We start from the raw sequence: 13,927 nt of genomic DNA, 5'->3' as shown, positions 1-13,927 counted from the left end.
GTTTAATGAAATTTATTAAACACATCGTATAAAAATTTTATTTTAATAATTAATTTTGAGTAATAACTTCAAACATAATAACTACACCCCTTTCTTGACAAAACAAAGTTTACACAAGTTAAATTTCTTTGTATTTTCAAAAGAAATCTGATAACTTTCCGAATTAATAAACATTCGTTTTCCTAATGTTTCTATTCCTTTAGCATTAGCAAAATATCTTAAAATCTCATTTACTTGAATAGAACTAACTAAACTATTTAAAGGACCATAACTTGGTGATTTAAAATTTGAATTTCAAAATTTAAGAGTTGGTTTTTTATCTTGGGGAACAATACAGTTTCAACATTTAGTTACTTCGGGAACTATTAACGGTCCAACAATCCCATACTTATTAACATACCCCGCAATACTATAAGGAATTTTATATTTAGTTGCGATTTCATTTATTAAATAATAAACTAAAAAACTAGAATCAGCAGAAACAATAATAAAATTACTATCATTTATTTTCAAAGCAATTTCTTCATAATTATCTTTAGAAATTTTAAAATCAAGATGCTCAATTTCACAATTATGATTTCGTTTTAGTAACTGTTTTTTAAGCACTTTACCTTTTTTTTGACCAACTTCTTTTTCTGAAAATATATATTGTCTAGTTAAATTTGATAATTCAACAATGTCATCATCTACCAAATATATTTTTTTAATACCCGCAACTGTTAATAAAAGAGCAATGTTAGTACCAATACCACCCGCACCAACTAAGGTTATTGTTTTTGAATTTAAAAAATTAAAATTATTATTACCAATCATTTCAAAATATAAATTATGGCGCGAATAGCGGTCTTGCATATCAATTAATTCATCCGATAAAATAATTTTATTTCGTAATAAAAATGAAATAAAATTATTAATATGACGATGCGATTTTTTATTATTTGCAATTAAAAAATCTTTTAACTCTATTAACTTAAATTGTTTATTTTGAAAATTATTAAAAAATTTTAAAAATTCTTGCTTTCGTCAACTAAATCGTAAATTTTTTAAAAATTTAACATCCGTGCCAATAATTTGAATGCGCTTTTTTTTATAGTTAGTAACTAAATTAATATGATAAGGAATTTTATAATCTAAATTTGCATCAAAAGCGACTTTTTGTCTTGAATTGCTATTTTGCAAAATAAAAAATACTATAAATAAACTAATAGCACCAATAAAAATCACAGTTGCAAAAGCTGAAAAAGGATTATTTAAAATTCTATTAAATAATGTTAAGACCAACATTGCAACCATTGAAACAATACGACTAAAAAACTAATTGTTGAAGTAATCGTTGACCTTTGTTTTGATGAAATCGCATTTTGAATTTTATTATTATAGAATAACATAATAAATGTATTCGCCAATGTTACAATAAAAAATACTATTGCCATCACAATAACATTATTTAAAAAGAAAAATAATCCTCCAATCAAATAGATTAACATAAAAATAGGAAGCAATTTTTCTTTAATGTTTACAAATTTAAAAATATAAGAAAAAAGTGCTGTTGAAAATAATATTAACGAATAAAAAATACTATTATATTGAATATTAAAATTAATTTGTTTTAAAAGAATTTGTCAATATTGCATTATTGCTTGTAAAGGAAACTGTAAAATAATAATAATTAAAATAAATATAAATATTCCTTCTTTGTAATTAAAAACAGCAAATGTTTTTTTAAACTGACTTCTTATCGTTATATTGCTTTCTGATTTAACTTCTTTATCAAAAAACCAAAAAACAAAAAATGCTAAAATTATAAAACTTGTGGCAGAAATTAAATAAATAACACCATCAATTAATTGGTATAAAAATATTCCCGTTGTTGCTCCAATAATCATTGCTAAAAGCATAAAACCATTATTATAACTAATAAATTTCTTTATTAATTGTTCCTTATTATTTTCTTGTGATAATTTATTAACAATAAAAGCATCAATGGAACCAGTATCAAGAGCAGAAGAAATACCATAAATAAAATAACAAATTATTAAAAAAACAATATTAGAAGATAAAAATACCCCAACAAATGCTAAAGCATTAATTAATAATGAAATCACTTTAACATTTTTTTTACAATATAAATCACTAAAAACACCACTAGGAATTTCAAAGGAAACAATACCAATAAAAAATAAAGTTTGAACTAACCCATAATTACTAATAGTAACCCCCTTACTAATAAAATAAGTAAACAAGATTGCATGCGGTAAAGCTCTAAAAAAGTGAAAAAACGCAGTAATCAAATAGTATCGTTTTAACATCTATTAATCATAATCCTTTCATAAATAAAACAATTATTTTTATTTTATTATTTTAAAATTGTAACACCAAGCTAATTAAATCATATTAATTGAATTTATGTACCAATTTTAGAAAATATTAATATTTTATCTAAATTTATTTTGTAATATTATACAAAATTTAAAAATAAAAATTTAATGAGATAAATTTTTCAATTAAAAAAGTGAAGCCAAAGCTTCACTTATAAAAATAAGAATTTTATTTTTTTGTTTTAAATGATGTTAATGTTCATAAGACTGAACCTACTGCTAAAAACGCATAAGGTGCTGCTCCAAAATAAGTTCATATTGATTTATAATCAACATCAATAAGACTACCAATAAGAATAATGATTGATAGGGTTGCTATTAAAGCACCTCAAACTAATGATCAAATTCCCACTTTAACAGAAAAAGGAATCAATATATATACTAACCCTAAAAATAATAATAACGGTCACGAAATTTTTAAACCATACATCACACCAGCATTTTCATCTTTACTAATTGCAATCGCAACTGCAAAAACCATAATTCAAATAGCGCCAATCATCATTAATATTTTAAGAATTATTAGTCCTGTTGGATTTATTTTTGCCATATATAATACATCCCCTTTAACTAAGATAGGTCGCGTTTAGTTTTCTTAGGTATTTTTTAAAAAAGAAAAAATAGTCATTTACTATAAATTATTTCAATATGCAAATTAAGTATATATTTCTTATGTATGATTTTTGTTGTAAAAAATTATTTTAATGTTGTTTTTATAAGCATTTTACTTAGTTTTTATAACCTTTTATTAAGAATATGTTTGTTAATATTAAATATTTTGTTTTATTAATTATTTTTCAAGTAAAAAGGTAATAAATTTTTAGTTGCTTTTCTTTCAAAATTATTCAAATCTTTACCCACCTAACAAAACTTTATGCGCCCACTAAGATATATTATACTATTTTATAATTCTGTAATTTCATCACCAAATTCAGAATCATTACCAGTCTCATTAGGAGTAATTTGTCCCAGAGAAACATAAATTTCTGGCACATTATTATCATTAGAAAAATTATTTGTCGTCCCATTATCACTTGTTGATTGTCCAAGTTCTGATGCATTACCAGCTTCATTATCATTTTCTAATTCATTATCTTTCATAAATAATCCTAATCAAGGCAAAGCAAGAATTAATAGTAAAAAGAAAATTTGTAAAATTGCTCCTACTTTATTTTCAGAGGTTACTAATAAAGCAAAGTAAGAATAAACATTATATCCCAATATTAAAGTAATACATAATATGGAAATAATCGCTGCCGGAATAAAATATCAAGCATTAAGCGTTTTAATTTTTTTACGATAACGATTTAATAAACCATAAAAAATAATTACACCATATAACATAAATGCCATCACAACACCAGCATTACTAATAAAATCAAAGAAATTATAATTATCATCAGTAACTATCGTTGGTAGTGCCATAATTACAATTCAAACTGCAAATAATACTCCCATCACCATTAATGTTGCTGTTTTAATACCAAAACGATTAATAACTTTTTGTCATATTTTATCGTTACCAACAACAAAACCATCATCTAATGATGACCTTGTTAACTTTGTCATTGAAAAACAATAACCATTTAAAGTGCCAAAAGCACTAATAAGAATAAAAATAAAAATTAAGCGCGTACAAACAGCATTAACTGTTGGATTATTAAATATTTTCCCCGCAGCAATAGCAACGCTACCACTAGGGTCTAAATTTAATGTTGAAATTGAAGTTAAAACATAAATAAAAGTAATTCCTGTTAAACCAAAAACTAAGGCTAAAGGAATATTTTTACTAGAATTCCGAACATCTTTTTGAATATAAGTTGTTGATAAAAAACCATCAAAGGCAAAAAGAATTCCTGGTAACGCCATTAATAGCATTTCAAAATGACCTTTATTTTTAACAATTTCATATTTTTTTGGATCACCTAATCCAGTTTCTAAAAAAGCACCTGCTCCTGCATTAACAACAATTAATCCAGCAACACCAATAAAAATTAATGGTATTAATTTTAAAACAACGGTAATCATTTGTACTCATTTACTAATTGATTCATTATAAATGCAACAAACAATAACAAATAAAGTATATAAAACTGCAAAAATACTTAATAATAATTCATACACATTAGAACCACCTAAGACATTTGCTAAACGCATTTCCGCATCTTGACCGCCACCAATTGCTCAAACAGAAGCCTTACTAGTATAATAAGCTACTGTAAAAGCAGTTAATGGCAAATAAATATTATTCATTGCGTTACGAACAACACGACCAAATTTACTACCAGCAAACATTTTTGCATATAAAGCAATTCCCGAATTACTATCTTGTTTTGCCGATGAAATTTCCATAAATGATAAACCAAAAGAAATTGCTACAACACCACCAATAATTCAAGCAATGATTCCTAAAATTCCATTACCATTAACAAAGCCGTAAACACCTTCATTTTTAAAGAAAATCCCAGTTCCAATTACTGTCCCCACAACCATACAGAGGCACATAAATAAACCATATTTTCTTGCGACATTTTGACTCATATATTTTTTCCCTTCTAAATTATTAATTTTATTTAATTTTTTTATTTTCATAGTATTATATATATATTTATTATAACAATAATAAATATAAATATTAAAACAATTTTACAATTATAAAATTGTTTTAAAAAATAAAACGGTAGTTACCGTTTTATTTACTAAATATGTATTTAATTAAGTTGTTCAAAATTAAATATTTTCATTCCTATTAATTTTTTCTCGTTACTATAAGAAAACTTTCAACTAAATTTAAATTCTTGCTTTTCTATCGTTATATTATAAAATACTAACCCTGCACTCGGATCATAAACAATTTCTGCTTTTGTATCCTGAATATAACTTAATTTATTAACAAAATCAGCAATATAATCACCATCTTCTTCTCAAATACTTTTATTATCAATAATGTTTTGCAAAGCATTATCTTGAAATCATTTATTACCAAGAATTTTAGTTAAATAATCTAAAATAGTTTCTTTTTCAATACTAGTTTTATCATTAATATTAGCACCCATTATCTTAATAAGTTTTTTAAGAAAATCAACTTTACTAATAGCAGTTTTGTCTTCTAATAAAGTTATAAAATCATCATACGGTCGCGTTTAGTTTTCTTAGGTATTTTTTAAAAAAGAAAAAATAGTCATTTACTATAAATTATTTCAATATGCAAATTAAGTATATATTTCTTATGTATGATTTTTGTTGTAAAAAATTATTTTAATGTTGTTTTTATAAGCATTTTACTTAGTTTTTATAACCTTTTATTAAGAATATGTTTGTTAATATTAAATATTTTGTTTTATTAATTATTTTTCAAGTAAAAAGGTAATAAATTTTTAGTTGCTTTTCTTTCAAAATTATTCAAATCTTTACCCACCTAACAAAACTTTATGCGCCCTCACGATTGAATTAATATTTATTATTATCAGCATCATGCTATTGGCATATTTTGCTTATAAAATTTATGCCAAAATAAAAATGCGAATTAAATATAAAAATGCCATTAAAAATAATACTGGTAATTTCACGAAAGACGAAAAAGTATTTATTGCTCGCTTTGAGGAATGAGTTAAAGCTCCTAATTCAAAAGAAAATAACGCGGATAAAAAATAATGTTTTGAAAAATTATCATGGAATTCTTAGAACTGTTTATTCCGATAGAAAAAATGCCTGCACAAGTTGCATTTATTGCCGGATTAATTATTATCATTACTTTTCTTTTCGCATTAATTTCAATTATGTATTTACCAATAAAAATGATTTTTGGGAGATAAAAAATGACGGTAAATTTAAAAGAATTTAATTGAGAACAAATCAAACAAACTTTCTGAGATTTATTTATTCAAATTACAACGATTCCGGCTCATATTAGTGGTGGTAAAGAAATTGATTTAACTCAAGAAACACTTTGACTTTTAATAGCAAACATTGCTTTTTGATTATTAACAGCGATTATGGTGTGATTTGTTCTAATGCTACTTTGAAAAACCATATCAGTATTTAGATAGGGAAAAAATTAATGTCAAGAAGTTACATTGTGATGCATTCCCAAAGAAATTCAAAATTAATTAGGAAAAAATATAATCGTGTTAAGGTTAATCGTGGCTTTAACAAATTTAAGAAAAACTTTGAATATAAATGATGAATGTTTTAAAAAGAAAGGGGGTGATTATATGTTTGGAACTTTCTTGGCTGATGCACCTGCAACAGTAGAAAAAATAACAGCTAGTGACGCGATGACTAAATTATGAAATGCAATTATAACGGCTTTTACTAAAATGTGAGAAATTATTGCTGTTAATATGCCACAAGTCGGTAACTTCTTTGCTGACTACTGAATATTCATTTTTCCATTTATTTTGGCAATATTCTTTATTTGCTTTAAAATGTTTGAAAAATTACTTGGAGCGGTACGCTAACAAAAAAATAAAGTGAGGTGCAAGATGAAATTTTGCAAATGAATAATAGAAAAAAATAACCATTTTATTGAATTGAATCGCATCTCATTTTTAATTTTATGACATTGCGGAGCAATTTGATATATTTACAACGGTTATTTTAAAAACATTGTAAGCTATTTATTTTTAGCAGGTTGTATTTTAATTTTTCTTTTTAAAATCGGTAATTTAACACAAATTAACAAAGTTATTAATTTCTTAAAAAATTCACCATTAAATATTGTGATTGGTTCATTAGGAACTGGAAAAACTGCTTTTCTAGTATACGCATCAAAATTACTAAAAAAGAAGAAATATCATATCGCCTCAACCTTTCCATTACTAGAAACCCAAAAATTAAGTTTAGGACATATGGGATTATTAGATTTTGATTATCCGGTATTGCCAGACAAAACCTTACTTTTATGAGATGAAACTAACTTATTTTTAGAAGGAACTGATTGAGAAAAAAATAATACCAAAAACGAAGAAACCGGTATTCAAGAATATTTCGCTCTGGCACGCCATTTCGGTCATATTGTGCTGGCTAGCGGTCAAAGAGATAAACATATTTGAGTTAAAGTTCGTGATATTGCCAATAATGTGATTGTGGGAATTCGCAAAAAACCCGTTAATATTTTTCGCCCCTACTTAAAAGTCATCTATGGCACCTTTACAAGCATTGAAGAATATGAACGCTGACGAAACACCTTAATTGATGCTAAAAATAGCAAAAAGGGTCGTCGCATTAAATATCGTGATATTCCTGAACTTGATATTTATTTTTTTAAACTAAAAATCCCGCTACCAATATTAAACACTTACAATTCTTTTTACCTAGCATTTTTAAGAGATTACTTAAATGCAAAAGTAAATCCTGATTATGAAGATAAATACTATACTGATACGGCAATTGATTTAGAAGACTTAGAATACTTAAAAATGGATAAATTTAGTAAATTTTTAAGAAAAATGAAAGAAAAGGAACAATAAAAAATGGAAAATCTTGCAAAAATGGCCGACTTTCTCGCCCAAATGCTTTATAAAGTTTTTGATTTAATTTGAAGTTTGGAAGTACCAGGAACGAATATTCAACTAATATTTTCTCTATTCTTAACGCTGGCTGTAGAATTTCTTATGGCAATTATTCTTGGATTTGGTAGTCAACAAGTTAATTTAGAAAAACAACGCCAATATGCCGTTAAAAATAAAGGGCGGTTAAGTGCATGAGGAAAAGCTAAAAAACAAATAAAACCAATAAAAACAAAACAAGGTAACTAACAATGTTTAAACTAATTATTATTTTTATCTTAATAACTGTTCTTGGATTATTAGCTGGTAGTCATTTTGAAACTTTAACGAACTATATTAGCGAAGGGCTTGCCAATTTCCAAAAGTTTATTACTAGCAATTTAACAATTTTAGATTTGTTTAAACCAATGGCACGAACATTTTCGCAACACCCAATTTTTACCATTCTTGGTGTAACTTGTGTGCTGATTGCTTTATTTATTGTGATTAAAGGACGATAAAAAATATGAAAGGAGAATTAAAATGAAAAAACTTTTAGGAAAATTATTTAAAAAAGATAATTCAAAAGAAAAAATGCCATTAAAATTAAAAATTCTTTTAAAAAGCAGTGGTTAAAAATCGTATTAAGTATCGTTTTCATCTTTATAAGCTTATTAATTTGTGCATTAACAGTAAGTGATGCTAAATGAATAACCGGAACAAGTGACGAATTTAATGACTTTATGAATAAAGAAATGGTTAATTTCTTTGGCAAGTTCAATAGTGGTATTATGCTAGCGGGAATATTTGTTTTTTGATGAGGCGGAGCAATATATTTTGCAATTAAATTTGAAAAATTCATCCGCTTGATTATTCAAAAAATTAAAAGAAAAAGAGCCTTGAAAAATGAAATCAAACAAACTCATTAATTCTTTAAAAAAATATTGATGGAGAATTTTACTTTACATTTTTATGATTATTATCTTTTTCATTTCATTTTTAAAATTGGAAATTAATGATTTGAAGTTATTATATGAAAAATTTTAATTATTAATTTCACTTATGAGATACTAGGATATTTAGATATATGCATTACAATAGTGGTAATTATAAGGGCGCATAAAGTTTTGTTAGGTGGGTAAAGATTTGAATAATTTTGAAAGAAAAGCAACTAAAAATTTATTACCTTTTTACTTGAAAAATAATTAATAAAACAAAATATTTAATATTAACAAACATATTCTTAATAAAAGGTTATAAAAACTAAGTAAAATGCTTATAAAAACAACATTAAAATAATTTTTTACAACAAAAATCATACATAAGAAATATATACTTAATTTGCATATTGAAATAATTTATAGTAAATGACTATTTTTTCTTTTTTAAAAAATACCTAAGAAAACTAAACGCGACCCTCCATAATCTTTGGCATTTAAAAGTTGAAATTTAATGTTATAATTAGTGCTTTTAAATTTTTCTAAGATAATTTTCCAAGTTTCTCCTTTATTTAATTGAATAATATCGTTATATCAATTTTCTTCAGAGATATCATAATTTGCAAAATAAGATTGCTTAACATACTTATCATTATCACAAGCAAATACAACATTATATGCTAAATTCATTTTTTCTAGGGCTTGTTCAAATGCACCAATTCCGCTAAAAACAGTACCTATATTTAGTTTCATTATGAATAATACTCCTCTCATATAAATAATAATTAGAATACTTCCTTAAATAATTTAAAATATTCTTTATAATGTTAACACAAAAAATTGACTATTTGTTAGTTAGAACTATTTTTTAAAAATTAGTAATTACTAATTTTCTTATTTGCTTATGAAAAAAGAATACTTCATAAAAGCATCCCCTAAAATAATCAAAACATATATATGTAACAAATAATAAATTAATCTATTTTAAATCATAATCCAACTTCGTTTTTCTTAAATTATGAATATATTTATTATGATATTTTTCTAAAACCGTAACAAAAATAGCATCAAATAAATATATTAAAGTTAAATGACTTGTTAACGATACATACCGCTCAATTGATTCATTGGACAAAACATGGAGCGCAACATCACTATAACTATTTACTTCATTTTTATTTCGTTTAGTAACAGTTACAATATGACTATTATTACCTTTAACAATTTTTAAATTACGCAACACCTCAAAATTAATTCCCGAATAACTCACAGCAATAACAAGACTATTTTTACTTGATAGTTTACAATAAGTATTTTGAATATAAGCATTATTACTAAACTTAACATTAAAACCTAAACGAATTAATTTTTCTGCTAAATCAAGGCAAGGAACATATGATGCTTGCCCCGCAATGAGAATAACTTCTTGAGTTTTAGTCAAATATAAACTAACCTGCTCAATTTTTTTAGTATCAATAATGTTATGAGTATCTTGCAAACTTTTAGTAGTATTCTCATATAATGTTTTTATATAATCACCTTTATTATCAGGCGATGAATGACTAATATAGTCACCAGCAATATTATGCAAATAATATTTTAAAACATGTTGAAATTCATTATATCCACTCAAACCTAATAATTTAACAAATCGTGACACCGTAGATGTTGAAACATATGTCTTATTTGCTAAATCATTAATCCGAAAAGTAATAACCTTTTGAGTATTAGTAATAATATAATTTGCTAATAACGCATAATTATGAGTAGAGGTTGCAAGTTCTTTAATTTGTGAAATAATTTTATTAATTTCCACTTGCTTCTCCCCCTCAAATGATATTATTAGAAATTAAAGAACTTCCTTATAAGAAATAATAGCAATTAAATTTCTAATATTGCTAAATTGCCTTCACTTTTCACAATATGAAAACACATTCAATTATTAATTGCTAAACAATCTTTTATTTTCTTTTTCTTAATTAAAACCGCTTATAATTAATATAAATGGTAAATAAAAACACACCTAAGGGTGTGTTTTGTGAAAAAAATATCGTTTAGTGAATCTTATTTTTATTTTTTTGGCGATTTTTTTTCCGATAATTAAAAAGAATCATTTGCGGTTCAGTAATTTTATTTTGCATTCGGGCCACAATTGTTGTTGCTTGTAAACCACCAGCAACATTAACCGCCGTTCTTCCCATATCAAGAATCCCATCTAGTGCTCCCAAATAAGTATATACCGTACCATAATATGTAGGAAATCCTAACCCCGATAAAACACCAGCAGTAACTAATGGTGCTGTACCAGGAACACCAGCAATTCCTAATGAAGTAATAACGGTAACAATTAATCCCATTAAAAATCAAATCCATACTGAATATTGACTATTAATACTACTAGCACCGTTATAAACAAACATTAAAACAACACCAGCTTGAACACCAGCACATCCAGTTAATCCCATCGTTGAAGATAATGGTAATACTAAGTTTACGGCTTCTTCTTTAATTTTCATATCATCTTTTAAGGCATCAATTGATATAGGAATTGTTGCTTGAAATGATTGCGTTGCAAAGCCTTGAATAACGGGTTTCCAAGCAAATTTTCATCACTGTACGGGATTAATCCCAAAAAATAATATCGTTAATGTATGCCACACTAAACTAATAAATAAACCAATGTACGCTGTTCCCATTACTTTACCAATATCTACTAAGTGGGCAATTGGACCACCAATAATAGCAACTGTTACCATTGACATTACAGCATAGGGCATAAACTTCATAAAAGTCATTAACATTGACATCACAATTTTTCAAAAGCGCTCTAAAGTATCTCTTGAAGTATTCATTTCTCGTTCATACCGTTTGCTTTGCTTTTTAATCGCATATCCAACTAACGCCGCAATAACCATTACTGGAATAATAGCACCCCCAACAAAAGCCCCAATAAAATTTGCTGGCATATAGTTACTAATTACTTCTGGTAATTCCTTAACCGTAGTTTCATCACGCATTCCTTCTGGTTGTAAATTTAAACCACTACCAATGTCTAATACCATACCAACTAAATATGTCACTGTATAAGCAACAGCAACATTAATTAATAAAATAATAATGCCTTTAATTGTCATTGTTGCTAAACCACTAGTATGTGGCTTAGCAACCACCCGAGCAATTGCTAAAAATACAACGGGAACAGATAACATCAACATTCCATTAATAAAAATAGTTTTTAACAATGTTATCCAAGTAATAACTTGATGCAATCAAAGATTGTAATTAGGATTTTCTGTTTTTTTATCCTCTAAGAATTCCTTTCAAATACTAGTAGCACTATCATCATTAGGAAAACCTAATATCGCTTGAATACCAATTGCAAAGATAACACCACCACCAATAGCAGTAAAAATTCGAAAACTAAATCGCATTTTAGTTAACTTAACTAAAATTCCTAAACTTACAACTAAAACAAGGAAAATTAAAATAATAACTAACGATTGTCAAGTTGAAATACTAAAAAAATCCTTTAAAATGTCAACTTTTTTATCTTCTGGCATATATTTACCTCCCTTCAAAATAAAGTTATTTTTTAATAATTGATTTACTTGTCATTTCATCAGGAATGCTAATTCCTAATAAATCACAAATTGTTGGAGCAATATTTGCTAAACTAATATCGGTATTTGTTACCAATTTTAAATCTGATTTAGTAATAACTAACGGCACTAATTGTGAAGTATGTTTCTTATTAATATCACCCGTCTCATCAATCATAATTTCAGCATTACCATGATCAGCTGTTAATACCATAATGCCCCCTAACGATTTTAATGGTTCATATATTTCTTTTAAACATTTATCAACTACTTGTAATGCTTTAATAGTAGCTAATAAATTACCAGTATGACCTACCATATCAGGATTAGCAAAATTAAGAACAATCAAATCATATTTTTGCATTTTAATTTTACTAATTAATTCCTTAGTAACTTCGTTGGCAGCCATTTCTGGTTTTAAGTCATAAGTGGCAACTCGTGGTGAAGAAACTAATACGCGGTCTTCACCAGAAAACATAATATCTCTGCCACCATCAAAGAAATAAGTAACATGAGCATATTTTTCGGTTTCAGCAATTCGTAATTGTTCTAATCCTTGCTTACTAATTCATTCACCAAGACCATTATTCACATTTTGACTTTGAAAAGCAATTTGATTAGCTTTAACATCAACACTATATTCTGTCATTGTTACAAAAAATAAATTATTACGAACTACTTCTGAATTTCACACATATTCACGATTAGTTATTGCCGCAGCTAATTGAATAGCACGGTCAGGACGGAAATTAGTAAAAATTACACTATCATTATCTTTAATATGACCATCAGCAACTTGTTCATTATATGCCGGAATAATAAATTCATCATTACGAGAACAAGCATATTCATCATCAATATATGTTAAAGGATTACTAAAACTAGCGCCATTCCGTTGCACAATGACATCATACGCTAACTTCATTCGCTCTCATCGTTGGTCACGATCCATTGCGTAATATCTTCCCGAAATACTAGATAAATATCCAACTTGTAATTCATTCATCGCCGACATTAACTTTGTTAAGTACTTTTTAGCAACATCCTGTTTAGTATCACGACCATCTAAAATCGCATGCACATAAACATCTTTAAACTGTTGCTCTTTTGCCATTGTCAAAATTGCTAATAAATGATTAATATGCGAATGAACGCCACCATCAGATAATAAACCAATAATATGCAATCGAGAATTATTACTTTTAGCTTGATAAATAGCAGCTAACAGAGCTGGATTTTCATAAAAAGATTTATCACCAATAGCATTATTAATTAGCGATAATGATTGATATAAAATTCTTCCCGCACCAATATGCAAATGGCCCACTTCCGAGTTTCCCATTTGTCCATCTGGTAAACCAACTCATTTTCCTGAAGCATGAATTGCTAATGACGGATAAGTACTTTGTAAATATTTAAAATGTTCCATCTTAGCTTTCGTAACGGCATTAGAAGCTTGTTCAGCAGCAATGCCAAAACCATCTAAAATTGCTAATAATATTGGATTTTTAGTTCTCATCTTT

18 protein-coding genes are annotated in these 13,927 nt (G+C 26.4%); 9 read left to right on the top strand and 9 right to left on the bottom strand.

All coding sequences use genetic code 4. The features are described 5' to 3' along the window. Window positions 1–81: 81 nt before the first annotated feature. From AAHF53_RS02095 to AAHF53_RS02075, 5 genes are all read right to left on the bottom strand, one after another. A complete protein-coding gene (locus tag AAHF53_RS02095; protein ID WP_342190079.1) occupies window positions 82–1,284 on the bottom strand; it encodes a HesA/MoeB/ThiF family protein in 1,203 nt (400 codons plus the stop codon). Then, window positions 1,272–2,309 carry an MFS transporter gene (locus AAHF53_RS02090; RefSeq protein ID WP_342190078.1) on the bottom strand — a complete coding sequence of 346 codons (1,038 nt, stop codon included), beginning with the start codon at window positions 2,307–2,309 and terminating at the stop codon, window positions 1,272–1,274. Before AAHF53_RS02090 ends, AAHF53_RS02095 begins: the two co-directional genes overlap by 13 nt. 238 nt (window positions 2,310–2,547) lie before the next feature. Continuing rightward, a complete protein-coding gene (locus tag AAHF53_RS02085) occupies window positions 2,548–2,928 on the bottom strand; it encodes a hypothetical protein (protein WP_342190077.1) in 381 nt (126 codons plus the stop codon). Window positions 2,929–3,281: 353 nt separating this feature from the next. Next, window positions 3,282–4,919, bottom strand: coding sequence for an APC family permease (locus AAHF53_RS02080; protein ID WP_342190075.1), 1,638 nt, complete (start codon window positions 4,917–4,919; stop codon window positions 3,282–3,284). A gap of 170 nt (window positions 4,920–5,089) precedes the next feature. Next, window positions 5,090–5,434 carry a hypothetical protein gene (locus AAHF53_RS02075; protein ID WP_342190074.1) on the bottom strand — a complete coding sequence of 115 codons (345 nt, stop codon included), beginning with the start codon at window positions 5,432–5,434 and terminating at the stop codon, window positions 5,090–5,092. 325 nt (window positions 5,435–5,759) lie between these two features. Between AAHF53_RS02075 and AAHF53_RS02070 the strand changes: the two genes are divergently transcribed. From AAHF53_RS02070 to AAHF53_RS02030, 9 genes are all read left to right on the top strand, one after another. Next, window positions 5,760–6,032: a hypothetical protein gene (locus AAHF53_RS02070; protein WP_342189779.1), complete on the top strand. Its 273-nt coding sequence runs from the start codon at window positions 5,760–5,762 to the stop codon at window positions 6,030–6,032. Between the two features lie 17 nt (window positions 6,033–6,049). Next, window positions 6,050–6,193, top strand: a complete 144-nt coding sequence (locus tag AAHF53_RS02065; RefSeq protein ID WP_342189778.1) for a hypothetical protein — start codon at window positions 6,050–6,052, stop codon at window positions 6,191–6,193. A gap of 3 nt (window positions 6,194–6,196) precedes the next feature. Next, a complete protein-coding gene (locus AAHF53_RS02060; RefSeq protein WP_342190073.1) occupies window positions 6,197–6,427 on the top strand; it encodes a hypothetical protein in 231 nt (76 codons plus the stop codon). An 11-nt stretch (window positions 6,428–6,438) separates the two neighbouring features. Further along, window positions 6,439–6,573 (top strand): hypothetical protein, encoded by a 135-nt coding sequence (locus AAHF53_RS02055; protein ID WP_338968593.1) that lies wholly within the window; start codon window positions 6,439–6,441, stop codon window positions 6,571–6,573. A gap of 19 nt (window positions 6,574–6,592) precedes the next feature. Next, entirely contained in the window at window positions 6,593–6,838 is a 246-nt protein-coding gene (locus AAHF53_RS02050; protein WP_342189776.1) for a hypothetical protein, read from the top strand. Between the two features lie 24 nt (window positions 6,839–6,862). Then, the gene (locus tag AAHF53_RS02045; RefSeq protein WP_342190072.1) at window positions 6,863–7,849 is read left to right on the top strand and encodes a hypothetical protein; all 987 of its coding nucleotides are present in this window, start codon (window positions 6,863–6,865) and stop codon (window positions 7,847–7,849) included. Between the two features lie 3 nt (window positions 7,850–7,852). Next, the gene (locus AAHF53_RS02040; RefSeq protein WP_342190071.1) at window positions 7,853–8,137 is read left to right on the top strand and encodes a hypothetical protein; all 285 of its coding nucleotides are present in this window, start codon (window positions 7,853–7,855) and stop codon (window positions 8,135–8,137) included. A 2-nt stretch (window positions 8,138–8,139) separates the two neighbouring features. Then, complete coding sequence (locus AAHF53_RS02035; protein ID WP_338967900.1) at window positions 8,140–8,388, top strand: hypothetical protein; 249 nt, start codon at window positions 8,140–8,142, stop codon at window positions 8,386–8,388. A gap of 222 nt (window positions 8,389–8,610) precedes the next feature. Further along, window positions 8,611–8,796 carry a hypothetical protein gene (locus AAHF53_RS02030; protein ID WP_342189996.1) on the top strand — a complete coding sequence of 62 codons (186 nt, stop codon included), beginning with the start codon at window positions 8,611–8,613 and terminating at the stop codon, window positions 8,794–8,796. A gap of 456 nt (window positions 8,797–9,252) precedes the next feature. Here AAHF53_RS02030 and AAHF53_RS02025 read toward each other — a convergent pair whose 3' ends face one another. The 4 genes from AAHF53_RS02025 to gpmI all read right to left on the bottom strand — a co-directional run bounded on the left by AAHF53_RS02025 (window position 9,253) and on the right by gpmI (window position 13,923). After that, window positions 9,253–9,558 carry a DNA cytosine methyltransferase gene (locus AAHF53_RS02025; protein ID WP_342190070.1) on the bottom strand — a complete coding sequence of 102 codons (306 nt, stop codon included), beginning with the start codon at window positions 9,556–9,558 and terminating at the stop codon, window positions 9,253–9,255. A 226-nt stretch (window positions 9,559–9,784) separates the two neighbouring features. Further along, complete coding sequence (locus AAHF53_RS02020) at window positions 9,785–10,621, bottom strand: MurR/RpiR family transcriptional regulator (protein ID WP_342190069.1); 837 nt, start codon at window positions 10,619–10,621, stop codon at window positions 9,785–9,787. Window positions 10,622–10,859: 238 nt separating this feature from the next. After that, entirely contained in the window at window positions 10,860–12,365 is a 1,506-nt protein-coding gene (locus tag AAHF53_RS02015; protein ID WP_338967051.1) for a dicarboxylate/amino acid:cation symporter, read from the bottom strand. A gap of 25 nt (window positions 12,366–12,390) precedes the next feature. After that, window positions 12,391–13,923, bottom strand: a complete 1,533-nt coding sequence (gene gpmI, locus AAHF53_RS02010; RefSeq protein ID WP_342190068.1) for a 2,3-bisphosphoglycerate-independent phosphoglycerate mutase — start codon at window positions 13,921–13,923, stop codon at window positions 12,391–12,393. Window positions 13,924–13,927 lie beyond the last annotated feature (4 nt).

This window comes from Spiroplasma endosymbiont of Dilophus febrilis, from assembly GCF_964030685.1.
Taxonomy (GTDB): domain Bacteria; phylum Bacillota_I; class Bacilli_A; order Mycoplasmatales; family Nriv7; genus Nriv7.
This window is presented reverse-complemented; position numbering and strand designations above follow the sequence as displayed.